The organism is Echinicola strongylocentroti (assembly GCF_003260975.1).
GTDB lineage: Bacteria > Bacteroidota > Bacteroidia > Cytophagales > Cyclobacteriaceae > Echinicola > Echinicola strongylocentroti.
This window is the reverse complement of the sequence record NZ_CP030041.1, coordinates 5165695-5186550: the sequence shown is the minus strand read 5'-3', so window position 1 is coordinate 5186550 and position 20856 is coordinate 5165695. Positions and strand designations below refer to the sequence as shown.

The 20856-nt window shown below is 45.2% G+C and carries 12 protein-coding genes; 9 read left to right on the top strand and 3 right to left on the bottom strand.

The genetic code is table 11. From position 1 onward, the window contains the following. Nucleotides 1-11 precede the first annotated feature (11 nt). Complete coding sequence (locus DN752_RS20405; protein ID WP_112785685.1) at nt 12-2306, bottom strand: patatin-like phospholipase family protein; 2295 nt, start codon at nt 2304-2306, stop codon at nt 12-14. 172 nt (nt 2307-2478) lie between these two features. Between DN752_RS20405 and DN752_RS20400 the strand changes: the two genes are divergently transcribed. From DN752_RS20400 to DN752_RS20360, 9 genes are all read left to right on the top strand, one after another. Continuing rightward, nucleotides 2479-3162 carry a DUF4494 domain-containing protein gene (locus tag DN752_RS20400; RefSeq protein ID WP_112785684.1) on the top strand — a complete coding sequence of 228 codons (684 nt, stop codon included), beginning with the start codon at nt 2479-2481 and terminating at the stop codon, nt 3160-3162. 129 nt (nt 3163-3291) lie between these two features. Continuing rightward, nucleotides 3292-6033, top strand: a complete 2742-nt coding sequence (locus DN752_RS20395) for a hybrid sensor histidine kinase/response regulator transcription factor (protein WP_112785683.1) — start codon at nt 3292-3294, stop codon at nt 6031-6033. A gap of 275 nt (nt 6034-6308) precedes the next feature. Further along, nucleotides 6309-7646, top strand: coding sequence for a sugar porter family MFS transporter (locus DN752_RS20390; RefSeq protein WP_112785682.1), 1338 nt, complete (start codon nt 6309-6311; stop codon nt 7644-7646). Nucleotides 7647-7786: 140 nt separating this feature from the next. Continuing rightward, a complete protein-coding gene (locus tag DN752_RS20385; RefSeq protein WP_170134464.1) occupies nt 7787-10936 on the top strand; it encodes a SusC/RagA family TonB-linked outer membrane protein in 3150 nt (1049 codons plus the stop codon). A 12-nt stretch (nt 10937-10948) separates the two neighbouring features. Further along, entirely contained in the window at nt 10949-12691 is a 1743-nt protein-coding gene (locus DN752_RS20380) for a RagB/SusD family nutrient uptake outer membrane protein (protein WP_112785680.1), read from the top strand. Between the two features lie 345 nt (nt 12692-13036). After that, nucleotides 13037-14683, top strand: a complete 1647-nt coding sequence (locus tag DN752_RS20375; RefSeq protein WP_112785679.1) for a glycoside hydrolase family 32 protein — start codon at nt 13037-13039, stop codon at nt 14681-14683. Nucleotides 14684-14715: 32 nt separating this feature from the next. Further along, on the top strand, nt 14716-16212 hold the full coding sequence (locus DN752_RS20370; RefSeq protein ID WP_112785678.1) for a glycoside hydrolase family 32 protein: 1497 nt from the start codon (nt 14716-14718) through the stop codon (nt 16210-16212). Between the two features lie 147 nt (nt 16213-16359). Then, the gene (locus DN752_RS20365) at nt 16360-17703 is read left to right on the top strand and encodes a sugar porter family MFS transporter (RefSeq protein WP_112785677.1); all 1344 of its coding nucleotides are present in this window, start codon (nt 16360-16362) and stop codon (nt 17701-17703) included. Between the two features lie 153 nt (nt 17704-17856). Beyond that, entirely contained in the window at nt 17857-18741 is an 885-nt protein-coding gene (locus DN752_RS20360; RefSeq protein ID WP_112785676.1) for a carbohydrate kinase family protein, read from the top strand. A 40-nt stretch (nt 18742-18781) separates the two neighbouring features. Here the strand turns inward: DN752_RS20360 and DN752_RS20355 are convergent, their stop codons facing one another. Beyond that, the gene (locus DN752_RS20355) at nt 18782-19855 is read right to left on the bottom strand and encodes a Gfo/Idh/MocA family protein (protein WP_112785675.1); all 1074 of its coding nucleotides are present in this window, start codon (nt 19853-19855) and stop codon (nt 18782-18784) included. A 343-nt stretch (nt 19856-20198) separates the two neighbouring features. Further along, nucleotides 20199-20744 carry a porin family protein gene (locus DN752_RS20350; RefSeq protein WP_112785674.1) on the bottom strand — a complete coding sequence of 182 codons (546 nt, stop codon included), beginning with the start codon at nt 20742-20744 and terminating at the stop codon, nt 20199-20201. Nucleotides 20745-20856 lie beyond the last annotated feature (112 nt).

Genomic DNA, 20856 nt, shown 5'->3' with positions numbered 1-20856 from the left:
AACCAATGGCGCTATTTTAACGCAGGGCCGTCAAGCATTATTCCTTCCAACCTATCCAGCGATTGTTGGTTTTGATAGCTGTGGATACTTTCTAAAATATCCCGTTTTTCCCGTGTCGTCAACCGCCAATTGAGGGATGCACGCTGTACTTCCAGCTCTTTGCTTTTCACGTCTCCTGAAAGGTCGGTCACTCCTTGACGTGCCAAAAAATCCTTGGTCGAATACTCAAATTCGATTCGCTCAAAGTCAACGTCTACCTTACTTTTCATATAATTGAACATCGTCTCATTATTGATGGTCTGTACATTATCCCAGTTTACATAGATGTTCTTCAGGGGAATGATCAGTTTCTGCATGATGGTAGGCGGTGTCTTTTTTTCTATCTCCAGGTTCTTTTCAGAATCCCTGATCGTCACCAAAACTACTCCAGAGGTATTTTGGGCAATCCATTCTTCAAATACACTGACAAACCTCAAAGCATCCTTCACCCCAAAATTATCTGAAAGTCCCGAATCCATAATTTCCATCTGGGGATCAGAAGGCAACTGGATATTGGGTGTGATAAAGGGAAATGTCGCCCCCATCCGAAGTGCGCTGATAAAACGCAAATCCTCGGCATCTTGCTTTTCAAAAAACCTCAAAAAATCAATCGCCTGGCTCTTTTCATCCAAAGTGATATCGGAGTGTTCTGACACGCACATATAGCTCATGCTGTGGGGTGAGATATAGAGCTTCCTCCCATCATTTACTATTAAGGGAGCCACGGGCATCATGGGGATTTTTGCTTGATATTCCGGTGTAGCATAAGCATGAAGGGGCTTGTCCAATATCCCTCCTGTGTTGATATTCAATTGGTTTTCAAAAGCAAACCCTCGATCCTGAAGGTAATGACGGCCATTGTATTGGACGTATTGATTCCTGATCAAAAGGTCATTCACCATCAGTGTAAAAATGATAGGGTTAAGGTTATCCGAGGAAATTTGGCTCAGGTATTTAGGATCGGCGATATCCATGGATATATCATCCTGTGCCCGTAAGAACAACTCCCTAAAAAAAGCAGCACCTACAACTCCTCCAGAGGCACCTGTAATCAGCTGGGTATGCGACAGGAACTTCCCCTTGCTTCTCAAATGCATCTGCTGCAGGACATGCAATGTCCACAAAGCAGCACGCTGTCCACCTCCACTACAGGCCACCAGCAACATTTTTGGAGGATGGTTCTCCGGGAATTTTTTTCTCCAGTTTTCCAAAATTTCCAAGGTTTTCTGCTTGTCTTTTTTTAAGGTATCAGGATGCAGCAATGCCTGAAGACGATCCAGGTTATAAGACGCTTTATCAGCTTTGTAGTCCATCCCTAGAGCCGAGTGTGGCCGGTTTAGCCAAGAAGTCTTGGAGCTGGCATTGAGTAAAACAAACAAGGCTATCACCACAAAAGTAGACCAACTTCTCAACCAAAAAGTAAGTGCCCCCACCAACAAGGTCAAAATAGACAAGATCAACATGACGCTCATTGCGGCCGGAAACTGAAGGAACTCATTTTCCCTAAAAAAACCCAAGAACAAAATCGTAGATATCAAAACACCTTCTATAATAACCAAATTAAGGTGGTTCTGATCAAAAACCTTGAGCAGCTTATGCCCTTCAAACCTCGCCAGGTCCTCCCTGACCTTAGTAGGTCGCAAGTTGATATCCAAATAAGTAGTCACTGAGCCCTTAGCCAGTTTTCGGTCCTTGTATCTATTCATCACATTGGCACGGGACACCTTCACTTTTCTCAGCTGCTTGTCCAACGTGTCTGTAAACATGACGAAGAAATCCTTGTTGGTCACGGCAAAGTAACCAAACAGCAATAAAAACATCACCAAATTACCTGCAAAGAACCCTATCAGGTACCTGAATATCCCCCAACCATCTTCACTGATATTGTCCGTCTGAAAGGTGATCACATTAACGATATAGATCAGGTAAGCGACCAATGGGATAAGGCTATTATTGACACAAAACCGAATAAATGGCCGAGAAAGCGTGGCCAAAAACTGGAACTTGGCGGCATCCATAATATAGGTGGTCATATGAAAGGCCATGGTAAAAACGGCAAAACCTATCCCCATCAAAAAGAACCCCATCCATGACACGCTATTCAGGTACTCTGGATCCAAAAACAGATACGGAATGCCTAGCACTTTCCCAAAATTGTCCGAAAAGACCAACACCAACAGCACCCAAATCCCTACCAGCGCTAAATTCTTTTTCAAGTGTAGCTTAAGCAATTGTACCGGAAAACTGTGCGAAACCCTATGCCACATAAATGGTGTATTTTTGAAGTTAATATACACTTTTTTAACGGATTGTTTAGTGATAGCAAGGGTTTGATAGGCGCTTTATCGGACAAGAAATCAAAGTATTAAAAATTTCTATTTGGGCTTTCTTGATTAGGTGTTACCTTAGCCATCCGAATAGCAAAAAGAAGGAAAAAAAATGAGAACTTGGTTTTTGTGTAAAGTAAAATACGCGAAAGAAAATGAGCAGGGACTGCTTAAAAATGTAACAGAACAATACCTCATCGATGCGGTATCTTTTACAGAAGCAGAAGCCCGTATTTATGATATGCTGGGAAGTGTCATCCGTGGCGACTTCCAGGTGACCAATATCAGCAAGAGTAATATCGTGGATGTATTCTTTTATGACGATATAGACCTATGGCACAAGTGCAAGATCACCTATGTGGTGGCAGATGCCGACAGTGGAAAAGAAAAAAAGGTCACCCAATACATGCTGGTGACGGCTCACGATGTGAAAGAAGCCTATGAGCGCATTCACGAAAGCCTTAGCAATATGCTGGTTACCTTCCGGGTTCCAGATATCAATGAGAGCCCTATCGTAGAAATCTTCCCTTATGAAAGTGAGGACGAAGAATTGCTCCCTCCACCACCTTCTCACCTCAAACCTGTCAGCGAAGTGAAGGCTGATCAGCAAAGAAGGGATGAAGCACGGGCAGAAAATCAACAAAACCACACTCCTGAAGAAGAGGAAGAAGAGCCCGTAGAAGACGAAACCACGATCGAAGACGAGCCTTCCGAGGAAGATATAGAAATCAAAGAGGAAGTAAGTGAAGAGGAGGATCATACGGAAGACTCCGAAGAGGAAGAGGAGGACAAGTAAACAGCTATTTTATCAAATAAAATACTCGAAAGGCCGCTTAGTAAGCGGCCTTTTTTTTTGAAATGCTAAAACCTGTTGGTCATTTTTTGCATATTTGTTTACTGCTTGAAATAACCTCAAACTCATCCTATGAAAATCCAGCTTTGGGTAGTTATGCTTCTTGTTGCCGCATTCTTTTCCTGTAATCCAGAAAAAGATGATACCACCTACAAAATTGGGTTTTCCCAGTGTGTAAGCGGCGATGCATGGAGAAGGGCCATGCACCAAGAAATGTACCGAGAACTCAGTTTCTATCCCGAGCTCACACTGGAGATCAAAGATGCCAAAGGGGACAATGCCACCCAAATCAGACAAATCAGGGAGTTTTTGGACGAAGGCATTGACTTGCTGATCGTTTCGCCAAATGAATCTGAGCCTATCACTCCAATTGTAGAAGAGGCCTTTCAGAACGGCATTCCAGTAATCGTGATAGACAGAAAAACAAGTTCTAACCTCTATACGGCTTATATAGGCGGTGATAATTATGAGGTGGGCCAAACGGCTGGGCAATACATCAGAAACCTGTTAAAAGGTCAAGGACGGGTTTTAGAAATCTGGGGACTCCAAGGAAGCTCTCCCGCCATAGAAAGGCATAACGGATTAACAAAAGGCTTTCAAGGATCAGGCATCGAGATTGTTACGAGTATCAAAGGTGAATGGGAAAAAGATACCGCCAAAAACAGGCTGAAACAACATTTCGAATCTGACGAATTCCCCGAGTTTGACTTGATCTTCGGGCATAATGATGTAATGGCCATTGGTGCACAGGAAATATGCAAAAACCTTGGGATAGAGGAAAAGAAATTTATCGGTGTGGATGCTCTTCCTGGTCCATACGGAGGCATCCAGGCAGTAACTGACGGTATACTTGACGCTACTTTTCTCTACCCTACCGGGGGCGACGTGGCCATTGAAATCGCACATAAGATCCTCGCTGACGAGCAAGTAGTAAAGGAAAACATCCTCCAGACTGCTGTGGTAGACTCCACCAATATCCGTATCATGAAGCAGCAAACGGATAAAATCATCGACCAACAGAACAATATCACCAGGCAAAAGGAACGCATCGATGTGCAGATGGAGATCTACAGGAACCAACGCACTTTTCTTTTTGGCTTTGGTCTTACGCTTTTTGTGGCCATCATTTCACTCGCTTATGTGTTTAAATCCCTTCGTGAAAAACAAGAAATCAACGAAGAGCTGAAAAACAAAAACGATGAAATCCTCCAACAAAAAGACAAAGTGCTCACCCTCTCCAAAAAAGCAGAAGAAGCTACGCAACAAAAGTTTGACTTTTTTACCAATATCTCCCATGAATTCCGCACACCACTTACCCTGATACAGGCCCCTGTGGAAGACCTCTTGGCCAATAAAGATACCGCACCGTTTAAGCCTGATCTTTTGCTCATCCGTAAAAACACCATGCGCCTACTACGACTGGTAAACCAGCTTATGGACTTGCGAAAAATAGACCATGCCAAGATGAAGGTAAAAGCCGTGGAGCAGGAACTCATTCCATTTCTGGAAGACATTATAAATTCCTTCGATAAAACTGCCCAAAACCAAGGAATCACACTTAGGCTATTGGCAGATAACCGCACCTTAAAGGTTTGGTATGACCCTATGATGCTGGACAAAGTAATGTTTAACCTCCTTTCAAATGCCTTCAAGTTCACTCCCGATCATGGTAGTGTTATCGTAAAAGTTACCGAAAAACCTCTTTCCAATAGCGTGTGCATCCGTGTAGAGGACACAGGCACTGGCATGTCCCAGGAAGATGCCAGCCATGTTTTTGATCGTTTTTATCAAGGGGAAACTTATTCTGCCACGGGAAGCGGTATTGGTTTGGCACTATCAAAAGAGCTTATCGAACTGCACCATGGTGAGATCCACCTAGAAAGCACACCCGGCATAGGCACTTCCTTTGAGGTGACCTTACAAATGGGGAAGGCTCATTTCAACGAAGCGGAAATACTAAAAGGCACCGCTACCCAGTATTTCTCCGAAGAAAGCATTGGCCTATTGGAAGAGGTCGCTCCCCACGTGTCCCGCGGTACGAAGGAAGACAAGGAGCAGACACTGCTGATCATTGAAGACGATCAGCAGATAAGGCAGTACCTTTGCCAGCAACTCTCTGCTCATTATAATATCCTGGAGGCAGAGAATTTTGAAGTTGGTATTGCCAAGGCGCTTGACAAGCTTCCTGACCTGATCACTTGCGACCTGATGCTAAAACAAGGAAATGGTTTTGACATTATCAAAAAGCTCAAGGATGATGTCAGGACATCCCATATTCCTATTATTGTCATTACCGCAAAAAGTGGTTTGGAGGAGCGAATTGAAGGAATCAAACTTGGTGTGGATGACTATATCTCCAAACCTTTCAGTTTTACATTGCTGCTTGAGCGAATCAAAATGTTACTGGCCAATCGGCAAAAATTAAGAGAACATTACCTCCATGAACTTCCCATAGAAAAATCCAAAACCCCAGGAATCGCTACTGATAAAAAGTTCATCAACTCGTTCAATGCAATCATTGAGCAGCATCTCAGCAACCCTCAGTTTGGGGTAAACACTATATGTGAAGAAATAGGGCTTTCACGCGGACAACTCTACCGAAAAGTGAAAACCATGCTAGGATATAGTGTAAATGATTATATCAACAGAGTACGCATGAAAAAAGCCAAACGCTTATTGGCTGAAAATGACGCCCCCATTGCTGATATCGCCTTTCAGGTAGGCTTCTCCACTTCCGCTTATTTTTCGACTGCTTTTAAAAGTTATTTCGGAAGTACTCCTTCCGAGTTTAGAGACCAATGCAAAAAGGGCTAGTCCATTCCTTTTCAAAAAAATGGTACAATTTTAAAAATTTGAGACAATATTGAAATAACCTCATCCCTATAGTTTCTTCAAAATAAGGCTCACAAACACTTCCAAGCTACTTTCTCCTCCCCTTTTAGCCTGTCATCTGAAATTATAAAATTTTGGTACAGGATTAAAAATTATTTCCCCTCATCGCACCTAGATTGAGATCAATAGTTCATGGCCATCTTCAGGTATTCACTAGAGTTGCCTTGCGCTATTATCAACAATAAAACCCAAAAAACGTGAAGAATTTGACCACCTATTACGCATTTATTGTATCCCTCACCGGATTTCTATTCGGTTTTGATACCGTCGTAATATCTGGTGCCAATCTACCACTTAAGGCACTTTGGCAAACTTCTGATTGGTTCCATGGCTTTTACATCATGTCCGTGGCCCTTTGGGGCACGGTGATCGGCGCATTGTTGGGAGGAATCCCTTGCCACTTTTTAGGTCGGAAAAACACCCTGTTTTGGATTGGAGTACTGTTTTTGGTTTCCGCTGTAGGCACAGCATTGGCGACAGATCCCTATGTGTTTTCTTTCTACCGCTTTGTTGGAGGAATGGCCATTGGGGCCAGTTCCATCGCAGCCCCCACTTATGTGTCGGAGATCTCCCAAGCCTATAAAAGAGGCCGCCAAGTGGGGCTTTACCAAATCAATATTGTCACAGGGATTTTGGTAGCCTACATTTCAAACTACTTGCTTCAAGGAGTAGGAGGCCACAATGACTGGCGCTGGATGCTGGCCGCAGAAATAATACCGGCAATCATCTACCTGGCCTTTATCCTGGATATTCCTGAAAGCCCTCGGTGGTTGATCTTAAAGCGAAAGGATGAACCTGCTGCAATAAAGGTCCTTAAAAAGATCACTACGGGCAATATCGACCCGCTACTATTGTCCATTAAGCGTGATTCACTGCGATCAAAAAAAATGAAACTCTTCTCTGCCAAAAACAGACTCCCGCTGCTGCTTGCTGGCATCATCGCGGTATTCAACCAACTCAGCGGCATCAACTTTATCCTTTATTATGCTCCCGAGATCATGGAAAAGGCAGGTTTTGTAACTTCTTCCTCACTGTTGGGCGCTGTATTCATTGGATGCACCAATTTAGTATTCACCTTGATCGGGATGTACCTAATCGACAAGACCGGCAGGAAGCAATTGATGCTCATCGGATCCATCGGCTATATCATCAGTTTAGGCCTGATCAGTTACGGTTTTTATGATAACACTTCTCCCCTATTCATACTGACAAGTATCCTCATCTTCATTGCAGCGCATGGTATAGGACAAGGGGCGGTAATATGGGTATTTATCTCAGAAATCTTCCCCAACAAAGTCCGAGCGATGGGTCAATCCTTCGGTGCGGGAGTTCACTGGGGAGCTGCTGCCATGATCACACTCTTTGGAGCAGTATTGATCGATAACCTAGCACCTTCCCAAATCTTCCTTGTTTTCTTGGGCATGATGACCCTGCAACTGGGATTTGTCTGGTTTATCATGCCGGAGACCAAAGGAGTGGAGTTAGAAAATCTTCAAAATCAATTACACAAAAAAAAACAACCTATTAAGCCATGAATTAAGACACAAGTATCAAGACAAAAAACGGAAGGTGAAAGACCGGAATGGGCAGGACAGTGTGATTTCATCCTGCTTTACCTTATCACATTACAACTTTCTAAACATTCAAACAATAACATGACAAACCCATTTACCTTATGAAAACAAGCATATTAAATTTCCTATTCATGGTTTTACTGGTCTTACCCAGCTGGGCCCAAAACAGTGAAATCTCAGGCACCGTAACAGACAACGCGAGTGGTGACCCACTTCCGGGCGTCACCGTACAGGTGCAAGGCACAGGAACAGGTACCGTCACGGATCTGGACGGAAAATACAGCATTTCTGCAACTACAGAAGATGTATTGTTATTTTCCTTTATTGGCTATCAAACAGCCAAAGAAACTGTTGGAAATCGAAGCACTATCGATGTCGTGCTTGGTCAGGACGTGTCCAACTTGGATGAAGTGGTCGTGGTCGGGTACAGCTCCCAGAAAAAATCAGATATGACCGGAGCCATCGTCGCTGTAGACCTGACTCCCATAGAAGGGCAGAGCATGAGCAACGGCAACCCTATGCAGGCCTTACAAGGAAGAGTGCCAGGCCTATATGTAGAAAAATCAGGGGATCCTTCCGGTGCCAGCAGCAGGGTGTTGATTCGCGGGGTCTCCACGCTGGGCAATAATGATCCGCTGTATGTGATTGATGGTGTTCCCACCAAACGTCCTGAGGTCTTTGCCAGCCTAAGTCCTGACGCAATTGAGTCCATTCAAGTGCTCAAGGATGCTTCCGCTTCTTCTATTTATGGTTCTAGGGCAGCCAATGGCGTCATCCTGGTCACCACCAAAAACAAGACCCTTGGAGGAGATAAACTGGGCGTAAGCTTTAACTCTACCTTCTCTGTTCTTTCCGAAAAACAACAACGCTACGACATGCTGAATGCACAGCAACGGGGAGAGGCCATTTGGAGAGCATCTGTCAATGACGGTGCAGATCCTGCCAGTGGCTATGGAGAAATCTATGATTTTGATTGGAATGGGGATTTTGACAATCCCGTGCTGAACAGTGTAACCGTGCAGCCCTTTGTGGGCGGCGATGAATCCATACCGGCTGGGGACACCGATTGGCAGGATGAAACATACGAAACAGGATACGCCTTCAATAACGAGCTGACGGTTACCACCAATTCAGAAAAATCATCCTTAATGGTCAATTTGGGATATTACAAAAATACGGGAATGCTCAAGCACACCGATTTTGAGCGGTATACTGCACGCCTAAATGCCAATACGTGGTTATTTAACGACAAGGTGAGATTTGGGATAAACACCCAGTTCTCTTCTTCCAATGAATTGCTCGCTGCCATGGACGTAGGCGGCGCCCCTACCCCAGGGCTGGCCATAACCTTGGCTCCTACCATACCGGTATACGATGCCAATGGCAACTTTGCCGGGCCACTTGGATCAGGATACTCCGATAGGAATAACCCTGTACTGATGCAATACCTCAATCGATGGGACAATACGCGTAAAAACAACTTTTACGGAAATGTCTTTGCAGAATGGTCCATCTTGGAAAACCTTACATTTAAGACCAGCCTTGGCCTTGACCTCAGTGATTATCAGCGCAAGGATATCGAACCAAAAGTGAGTAATGGATTTGTTAACCGTAACAATAACCGGCTGATTTGGGATACCAATAAATTCACCAGCTTGGTATTTTCCAATACCCTTAACTACAAGTTGACCATGGGCGATCACCGGTTGGATGTACTGCTGGGTGTAGAATCGATCAAAGATGATTTTAACAGTATTCTATCCCAAGCGGATGGTTTCGCGGTAGAATCCGAATCCTACTTTGTCCTGAACGCCGCTTCTGGAGCCCGTACCAACAGTGGCTCCGCCACCGGCAGTCGATTACTTTCCCAGTTTGGAAAAATCAACTATGCCTTTTCGGATAGGTACCTAGCTTCGTTTACCTTAAGAAGAGACGGCTCCTCACGCTTCGGTAAAAACAACCGTTACGGGATATTTCCGGCTGCGACCGTTGGGTGGAGAATCAGTAATGAGGCCTTTATGAAAAACAGCCAAGTTATCTCTGACCTAAAACTCCGGCTTGGATACGGTGAAGTAGGCAACCAAGAGATTGGTGACTTGGCGCGCTTTGGGCTTTATGAATCGCGCTATGGCCCGAACCAAGCGCAATATGGCGGTGGCTTTTTTGAAACATACTATAATGTCGGTACGGCCTATGATATCAATGGCAATGATTCGGGAACACTGCCTTCGGGTTTTGTCTCCATCCAAGCCGAAAACCCCGACCTCAAATGGGAAACCACACAGGAATGGAACGTCGGGGTCGACTTCAGCCTGTTTAATTATGCCATCAACGGTTCATTCGATTATTTTAACCGTAAGACAACAGACATCCTCACCACTCCGCCCATTGCGTCGGTGATTGGAGAAGGACAGCAAAGGGTGCTCAATGGCGCTTCTACTGCCACTAATGGTTGGGAACTTGCCTTGAACTGGGCAAAAGACTTCAACAGTGATTTCACCTTATCCGTAAACACCAATTTTGGTGCTTTCAAAGATGAAATCACCTATCTGCCCGAAGAGGTACGAACTGCCTTTCCCGGCACAATAAACAACTCCATCCTTGGCCACTCACAGTTTTCTATTTTTGGCTACCAGACCGACGGTCTTTTCCAAAGCCAAGAGGATGTCGACAACAGCCCCGATCAGGATGGTGCACGGCCAGGAGGGCTTAAATTCAAGGACATCAACAATGATGGCGTGATCGATTCGGACGACCGGGATTTCATCGGAACGACATTACCCGATCTCGAATACGGAATTGGTATAGACGTCAAGTACAAAAATTTTGACTTTTCTATTTTTGGCTCTGGTGTAGCTGGTAGAATAGGGCAAGACCCGTACATCTTCTGGAACAACTTCGTCCAAGGGCGTGAAAATGCAGGTTTGGGCGTGCTGGATGCATGGACTCCAGAGAATTCAGGTTCTTCGATTCCTTCACTTTCCTTGGCATTTAACGACACCAGAACTTCCGATTATCTATTCAGAAAGAATGCCTATTTCAAAATCAGGAACCTTCAGCTTGGCTACTCTTTCCCTGAGGAAATGATCAGCCAATGGGCAGGTATGTCCCGCTTAAGATTGTATTTCCAAGGTGAAAACCTATTCTGGTTTACCCCGAAAGATTATATCGGATCCGATCCTGAGCGTACCGATGTCAATCGCATCCCAGTGCCCACTACCTTCACACTGGGACTTAATGTAAACTTCTAATATTAGGAACTCATGAAAAACTATAAAATATACATTGCTTCAGCACTATTGGGATTAAGCATCAGTGCTTGCTCCGATGAATTTCTTGAATACGAACCAGAAGGGGTACTATCAAGTGAAAATGTTTCCTCACCCGAAAATGCCGAAGGCTTGGTCATTGCCGCCTATGCCGGCATTGGAAATGACGAAATGATAGGTCCTTTGACTTCCATGTGGGTATATGGAAGCGTCCGATCTGATGATGCGTACAAAGGCGGTGGAGGACGTGGTGACGTGGCCGAAATCGATCGCTACGAACAGTATAACCTGACCATTCCTGATCAGGGTGATGCCATGGCTCCAAGAACCTGGACAGACTTTTACAAAGCCATTTCCAGGGCTAATTTTGCCCTACAGGTCATTGAGGACATTCCTGAGACAGACTATTCCATGAAGACCACCAGACAAGCTGAATTGCGATTTCTCAGGGCTCATTCGCATTTTATCCTGAAAACGCTCTTTAACAAAATCCCCTATATCACAGAAGACCTCACACAAGAGGAAATTGCCTTGGTAAGTAATGATGCCTCTGATGAAGTACTCTGGAACAAGATCGCAGATGACTTTCTATTTGCCTATGAAAACCTCCCCCCTTCCCAAGATGAGGTGGGACGGGCCGACAAAAATGCGGCAGCAGCCTATCTGGCAAAAGTAAGACTGTACCAAGCATATGAACAGAACGATCAGCATGAGGTCATCAACATCAATCGTGAACGCTTGGAAGAAGTCATCCAGTATGCCGATGAAGTGACTGGCGTTTTAGAGGATGATTTTGGCAATAACTTTCTGGATGGATTTGATAATGGACCGGAATCTATCTGGGCGGTACAGTTCTCCATCAATGATGGGACTACAGTGGGTCGCTTAAGCTATGTTACAGGCCTTAATTCTCCCCATGGAAATGTGCTATACGGCTGCTGCGGCTTCCATCTGGCCAGCCAAAACATGGTCAATGCTTTCCAAACCGATGATAACGGACTCCCGATGCTGGACAGCTTTAACGAAACGGATATCTTCACTACTGTCCTTCCAGATGGCACCACTCCTCCTTCCGAAGGAATGACGGTAGATCCACGGCTTGATCATACGGTGGGGATTCCAGGAAGACCGTTCAAATACCGCAATACTGTCAACAAATCAGGGGATATGGTGTATAATTTTAGTTGGGCACGAGATCCGGGTGTCTATGGCTACTTTGGCAACATGAAAGAACAACAGGCGCCTGATTGTTCTTGCTACAAAAAAGAAGGACCATTCATCGGCACATCCAAAAATGTCGACTTCATTCGTTATGCCGATGTCTTGCTGTGGAAAGCAGAGGCGCTGATCCAGCTTGACAGATGGGATGAAGCGCTTCCCATCATCAATGAAGTAAGGTCCCGTGCTGCTGCCAGCACCCAAAGACCGCTTGATGCCGGTGCCAGTGATATTTACCACATCGGCCAATACACCTCCTTTCCAAGTAAAACATACGCTTGGAAAGCACTGAAATTTGAACGAAGGCTGGAATTCGCCATGGAAGGTCACCGTTTCTTTGATTTGGTGAGATGGGGCGAAGCTTCCGAGGTGCTCAGCGCTTACTTGGATGAAGAGAAAACGAAAAGAGATTTTCTTTCCAACGCAGCCTTTACATCTGGCAGGGATGAATATTATCCTATTCCGCAACGTGAGATAGATTTTACAGGTGGGATATATAAGCAAAACCCTGGTTATTAATCACGGGTTAAGCCTATGCTGTGGGGAACAAAACCAGTTCCTCACAGCATTTACCCCCCTCACAACAGGAGCTGCTAAACCGATATATCAATTAATGAGTCATGAATTTCGGAATATGGAAAAGTTTTGCAATGTTTGAATCACCCTATATTTCGCAGATATGTATATCCGCAATGACACCAGCAATAACAGAAATAGTAAATAGGTGCTCACAGAAACCACGAAAATCCCAGAAAAGCCTTATTTCATTCTGGCTGTGCTGTGAAAAGAAAAATCTACTGGCTAGAAAGCATATAATCAAATTCGGAAACCTAAGGAATCAATAATCCAAAGACCCATCGCTAGATGAATAAACACACTCAAAATATCCTGTTAGCAATACCTATACTGCTAATGTGCCATTTCACTGCTTTGGCCAGCGAAATAGAACTGAAAATCACCAAAAGGTACCTTAACTTCCCTGTTTCCCAGCACGAAGTACGGCATAAAATGACGTTCCGAAGTGAAGGTCAGCCAGAACTGAATATCGTCATCAGACTTACTGCCGGAGAACCCGACTATTGGGTCTTTAAGGATGTTTCCAACCTAAAAGGAAAAACCCTTACCATCAGCTACGAGGGAGATCAAGCGGCACTGTCCCAAATCTACCAAGACAATGAAATCGCTGGTGCAGATAGCCTTTATCAAGAACACAACAGACCACAGTTTCACTTTACCACCCGCCGTGGATGGATCAATGACCCCAATGGGCTACTTTATCATAATGGAGAATATCACCTATTTTACCAGCACAATCCCTACGAAAGGGAATGGGAAAACATGCACTGGGGCCATGCTGTCAGCCATGACCTGATCCACTGGAAAGAACTGCCAGATGCCCTCTACCCTGATGAGCTAGGAACCATGTTTTCGGGCTCAGCCGTCATCGACTATCAAAATACCGCAGGCTGGAACGAAGGAGATACACCTGCCCTGGTGGCCGCTTACACTGCTGCAAGCCCCGAAAGACAAACCCAAGGCATCGCTTATAGCTTGGACAAGGGACGGACCTTTACCAAATATCAAGGCAATCCGGTCATCGACTCTAAAGAAAAATGGAACAGTGTGGACACTAGGGATCCCAAAGTATTTTGGTATGAACCTAGTGATCACTGGGTAATGGTACTCAATGAACGGGATGGGCATTCGATCTATATTTCGCAGGACCTTAAAAATTGGGAATACCAAAGCCATACCACCGGTTTTTGGGAATGCCCAGAGCTCTTCGAACTACCCGTGGACGGAGATCCTGAGCACACCAAATGGGTGATGTACGGTGCATCAGGAACCTATATGCTAGGTGAATTTGACGGCAAGGCCTTTACTCCCACTGCTGGAAAATATCGCTATGTATCCGGTCCCGTATACGCCGCCCAGACCTTTACGAATGTCAAGGATGGACGAAGAATCCAAATGGGATGGGGCCAGATCAGCCATCCCGGTATGCCCTTTAAAGGGATGATGATGCTCCCTACGGAATTTCACCTCCGCAATACCAACGACGGCCCGAGGCTCTTTAACCAACCTGTAAAAGAAACCGAACAACTCTTCACCTCAGTCAACCGATGGAGCAACCTAAGTACCGAAGAAGCCAATGAAGCCTTAGAAGAATACGCGGAAAAAGGGACATTAAGAATCAAGACCCGCATCCAACTCTCCCATGCCACCAGTGCTGGGCTCAACCTCTTTGGTCAACACATCATTGATTATGACCTTAACTTCAACAAACTGAATGATGCTTTCTATTCTCCCGATGATCCGACCAGCATGGAAATCACCGCTGATATCTACATCGATAAGACCAGCATCGAAGTATTTGTCGATGAAGGAGCCTTTACCTTGGTCATGCCAAGAACTCCAGAGGAAAGCAATGAAGAAGGCTTCCATTTTTGGGGAAATAACATCACCATCAAAAACCTGGAGGTGTTTAAAGCAGCATCCATTTGGGAATAAATTCAAAACACCTTTTAATAATCTACGATATAATGAACAATCTGATCAAACCTATACTACCTATCCTAGTTTTGGCGAGCATTTTCTCTTGCTCGCCAAACACTAGCGAGCAAGAGAAAAAGGATGAAAAGTCCTTTGATGAGCAGTTTCGCCCCCAATATCACTTCTCCCCTCCTCAGCAGTGGATGAATGATCCCAACGGCATGGTGTACCTTGATGGTGAATATCACTTATTCTACCAGCATTATCCTGACAGCAATGTCTGGGGACCGATGCACTGGGGCCACGCTGTTTCGAAAGACCTCCTTCACTGGGAGCATTTGCCTATAGCACTCTATCCAGACAGCCTTGGGTATATTTTCTCAGGAAGTGCCGTCATAGACCATGGTAACACCACAGGGTTGGGAGAAAACGGCAAGGATCCGATGGTGGCCATTTACACCTATCATCATGACAAAGACGGGCAAAGTCAAGGTATCGCCTTCAGCAATGACAAAGGACGATCATGGACCAAGTACAGTGACAACCCCGTACTGAAGAGCCCTGGAATACCGGATTTTAGAGATCCAAAAGTAAGCTGGTACGACCAAGGAAATGGCAAAGGGAAGTGGATCATGACTTTAGCCGTAAAGGACAAAATCAGCTTTTATTCTTCTCCAAACCTGATTGACTGGACGCATGAAAGTGATTTTAATCCCGAGTGGGCGGCTTATGGGGGCGTATGGGAATGTCCGGACCTCTTTCCACTGGAGGCGTCAAATGGAGAGGAAAAATGGGTGCTCTTGGTCAGCATCAATCCCGGGGGACCTAACGGAGGATCAGCCACCCAATACTTCACGGGTAATTTTGACGGCCAGCAGTTTACCACAGAAGGCCAGAAAGTCAAATGGATCGATTATGGAGCTGACGATTATGCCGGAGTCACTTGGTCAAATATCCCCAAAGAAGATGGCAGAAGGCTGTTTATTGGCTGGATGAGCAATTGGCAATATGCTACTATCGTGCCCACCACTGCTTGGAGATCGGCCATGACGCTGCCACGGGAATTGGAGTTGGTTTCAGTGGAGGGAGATGACAGGTTGGCTTCGCGCCCAATCCGTGAGACAAAGGGTCTCCGCAGTTCTTCCGAGTCTATTCAAGGCCCAACACATCAATTGAAAGCGCCTTTATTTGAACTGGAACTGACAAAAGCAAATCACGAAAAGGCAAGCCTTACACTTAGCAATGAGCTAGGTGAAAAAGTTGTCTTTAAAATAGACGGTGATCAGTTGGCTTTTGACCGTAGTAGCTCTGGGAAAACTGATTTTGAAGCAGGTTTCGGGAACCTCCACACCGCTCCCCTTTCTGGTGTGGACATAAAAAGTCTCCGCGTCTTTGCTGACCGCTCATCTTTGGAGTTTTTTATCAATGACGGAGAGTTGGTAATGACCGAAATCATTTTCCCCAACGCTCCTTATTTAAAACTGGACTTTGAGGGTTTTAATGAGAATGCAAAAGTGCATTATTTAGCGTCAATTTGGGACCATTGAAACAAAGCCATTATAAATTGTTTCAAATCCTCATACTTCTGGCTAGCTTTAGCGATTATATTGAGTAACGTCTGACTTCAAAACCCCAGAAGAGGGCGTTGATCAGGTAAAAAATAAGCCTTAAGGCTAGCCTAAAATAAACCAATAATGAATAGTAAAAAGTACGTAATCTTTCTTTCCATTGTCGCCGCATTGGGAGGTTTCTTGTTTGGATTTGACACGGCGGTCATCTCCGGTGCAGAACGATTTATCCAGGAAAAATGGCAACTCAGTGACTGGACACATGGCATGGCCGTCGCCATCGCCCTCTACGGGACGGTCATTGGTGCCTTGTTTGGTGGTATTCCGGCTGATAAATTCGGGAGGAAGACTTCCCTGCTGTGGATTGGCGTGCTGTACTTTGTTTCCGCACTGGGCTCTGCCCTTGCCCCGGAAGTCTTCAGCTTTATGTTTTTTAGGTTTATAGGAGGATTGGGTGTGGGTGCCTCTTCAGTGGTGGCCCCGATGTACATCAGTGAGATCGCTCCTGCCAAAAACCGTGGAGTGCTGGTGGCGCTGTATCAATTCAACATTGTCTTTGGGATCCTGATGGCTTATTTCTCAAATTACCTGATCGGGATAGCCGATCTGAACGAAAGCTGGCGCTGGATGATGGGCATGGAGGCCATTCCAGCCTTGGTCTACACGGTACTTTCCATCAAGGTACCTAAAAGCCCCCGCTGGCTCATCGCACACCAAAATAACGTGGAAGAGGCTACTGCCATCCTCACCAGGACAGACCCTGAAGGGGTGGATGAAGCCATCCGTCTGGCCATAGAAGAACGCAACCGTGAAAAATCAACAATCGGATTTGCGGTACTCTTCAAGAGCAGTCATCTCAAAACCACCATGCTGGCCGTGTTGATTGCCATGTTCAACCAATTGTCGGGGATCAATGCCATCATTTATTTTGCGCCAAGAGTATTCGAAATGGCAGGAATCGACGAAGAAAGTGCCTTGCTTTCTACCATTGGCATAGGAGCCGTTAATATGGTCGCCACTTTGATTGGCCTATACCTTATTGATAGGATCGGAAGAAAAAAACTGATGCTTATAGGCTCCATAGGGTATATTATTTCCCTGTTGCTCATTGCCTATTCCTTCTCGGGAGGGATCATTAGCACATCGTTCTTGCCGATTTTTGTCTTCATTTTCATTGCCTCCCATGCCGTAGGACAGGGAAGTGTGATCTGGGTCTTCATTTCGGAAGTCTTCCCCAACGAAACCCGCGCCTATGGACAATCCATCGGCTGCTTTACCCATTGGATCTTGGCAGCTGTCATCGCCAATGTTTTCCCTTTCTTCGCCAATGCCTTCGGTGCTGTAAGCATCTTTGGGTTCTTTGCGGTCATGATGGGCTTACAGCTGATCTGGGTAATGACCAAAATGCCAGAAACCAAAGGAAGGTCATTGGAAGAAATCCAACAGGACCTCGCATCAGGAAAAAATTAGTCATCAAAGTAGCATAATATTTCGGAAGTACTTCGTACTTGGCCTAGTATTTATTGGACACCTATTGGTCGCAGTCTGGAGACTGCGACCGCAACCTCCCCAAGTCTTCAGACTTGTAGGCACCTAGAAAAAGTCAATATAACATCCAACAACATGAACAAAAAAGCAGTAATCTTCGGTGAAATGCTTTGGGATTGCTTCCCTGACAAAAACCTGCCCGGCGGTGCTCCCATGAACGTCGCCTTACACATTCAGCACCTGGGAATCGAAACCACTTTTATCTCCAAAACAGGCCATGACCAACTTGGGGCGGATTTGTTGTCATTTGTAGCAAAAAATGGGCTTGACGGCACATTTATTCAAGAAGACAACGCTCATGAGACCAGTCGCGTAGTGGTGGACAACTCCGACAAAGAGAACATCAAATATGAAATCGTCCAGCCAGTAGCTTGGGACTTTATGGAGTGGAATGAAAAGATGCAGCAAAAGGTGAGCGAAGCTGATGTATTTGTATTTGGCAGTCTTGCGGCCAGAAGTGAACAAAGCCGCAATACCCTTTTCAAATTACTAAAAACCAACACACTAAAAGTACTGGACATCAACATTCGGGCACCGCATTATACCACAGACCTCCTCCAGCAGCTTCTCAATAAGGCTGAAGTGCTCAAGATCAATGATGATGAATTGGAAATTCTTACTGAAAGCTTTGGTTTGCCAAAGGGTGAAAAGGCCAGCATCGAACTACTCACCAAGACATTTGACCTCAAGATGGTATGCATCACCAAAGGAGCATATGGTGCCATGATCTTTGACGGCCATGATATGCACCATCATGCTGGGTATAAGGTGGCAGTAGAAGACACGGTGGGTTCGGGAGATGCCTTTCTCAGTGGCTTCATCTACCAATTCCTCCAAGGAAAACAACCGGCCGAAATCCTTGATTTTGCCTGTGCGCTCGGTGCTTTGGTGGCTACACAGAAGGGCGGGACTCCGCGGTATGAGGCTGAACAAATTCAGGCCATACAAAAAGGCAGTTGATAAAAAGGGGGCATTAATACTTATGGCCCTCTATACAGTCTTACCCAATAGGTACCCGCACGCCTTCTCTGGCAGATTTAAAAGCAGCTTCTACCACCATCACATCTCGAAGACCTTCCTCTCCAGGCACCATCACAGGCTTGTCCTGTAATATGGCCAGCGCATCATCATCCATCTGCACCGCCTGCTGGCTTTTCACTTGATTGGTAAATTGTGTACCGTCACTGGCAAAGCCCTTGATACCACTGTAGGACTGAAAGGGCTCCAATCTGAAATTACCGCTGCGACAGGTCACCGTCAACCGCCCCATGTTCATCCCAAAACTCGTGGCACAATTGGCCATCAAACCATTTGGGAATTCGAGCATATAGTTCATGGTTTCGTCCACCTCATCAAACTTCTCCGGACGCATGACACTCTCATAGGCCATGACAGAAATCGGTTCCTGTCCACTGATGTAGCGAACGCCATTGATCGGATAGACGCCCATGTCATACATCGCTCCACCGCCCATTTCCTTGTCCAATCGCCAAATCCCACTGCTGTTCATATAAAAGCCTGCTACCGCTTCCAGCATCTTCAGCTCGCCATATTTTTGGGTTTTTACAAATTCCCGAAATTGCTGGGTATTGGGCTCGTGCTGCATCCGGTAGCCTATCGAGAGCTTGGCGTGGTTTTTATTACAGGCATCGATGATCTGTTGACACTCCTTAACAGTCTTGGCCATGGGTTTTTCGCACCAGACATGCTTGCCTGCCTCTGCGGCTTTGATCGCATATTCGGTATGCATGCTGTTAGGGAGAACGACATAGATCACATCAATATCAGGATTGTCAGCTATGGTTTCGAAGTTCTCGTAATTGTAAATGTTTTTATCCGGAATACCGTATTGCTCCTGCCACTTTTCAGCTTTGGACGGGGTACCTGTCACGATACCTGCCAGATAGCAATGGGACGTCATCTGAAGTGCCGGTGCTAACTGACCCGTGCTATATCCCCCAAGTCCCACCAACGCCACTCCAAGCTTGTCCTTTTTTTGTCCAAAGGAAATATTAGGAAAACTCAAGGCAGCCGAGGCCAAAGCAGAATGTTGGATAAATTGTCGTCGCTTCATGGTTTGATTAGGTTTAATTGGTTTGAAAGTTACTTAGTTCAAGATAAAATAGGCAAAAACCCTAAATGTTTGATGGCTTTCCAAGCACTCTTTTAGCATGTAAAAAGATACAGCTTTCGAGTCATGGTGTCTTAGCTTCGTAAACTGAATTAGAGGATTACAAATCCTCTTTATTTGTAGTTCCGGAATGCAATCCGGAACAGGGTCTCATTACATTTGTCTCATGTCTCATGTCTCACGTCTCAAGACTCATTACTCACTACTCCCATCTCAATAAGATACAAAAAGAAAAACCCATCCGCTATAACAGATGGGGCATAATAGCTAAAATTGGTATAATCGGTCAGAAGCTTTTGCCAAGCGAAACCTTAAACACACTGTTCTTGGTGTCGACATCATTATAATTCATGTCCACAAATCCAAAATCGTAGCTTCCTTGGATATTAAAGCCCAGAGGAAGGTTTAACCCTACTCCGACGACACCGCCTATGTCAAACTTGGTCAACCCGTCTAAGGAGGTCATATCAGTGGTCCCTTCATAGCTCCTAGCTAGTAGAACTGAAGCTTGGGGCCCTGCGAATACATTGAACAGTGGCAGAAAACCTAATCGGACCAAAACGGGCACATCCAAATAGTGCAGCCGCTCTTTACCGGTAGAACCCATATCGTCCACTTTACATCCTTTACGAGTGTACTGAATCCCTGGCTCTATTGCCAAAAGTCCTAAATTGATCTTGTGATATAGCCCCGCATGAAACCCTGAGCTCCCATCAGACCCTATTCCTTTGATATCAGAATAATTCCAACCTGCCCTGATTCCTGTCTGTCCATAAAGCTGCTGGAAGCCGCACATCAATACGATGAATAAAATTATACTGCGTGTTTTCATAATCGAGTTGGTTTTGTTTAATGTATGCTAATAAATAAAACAGTTAGGTAGAACTTCACTTGAATATAACCTATAACGTAAAAAACCACCTAAAAAAGGTATTGTTTATTAT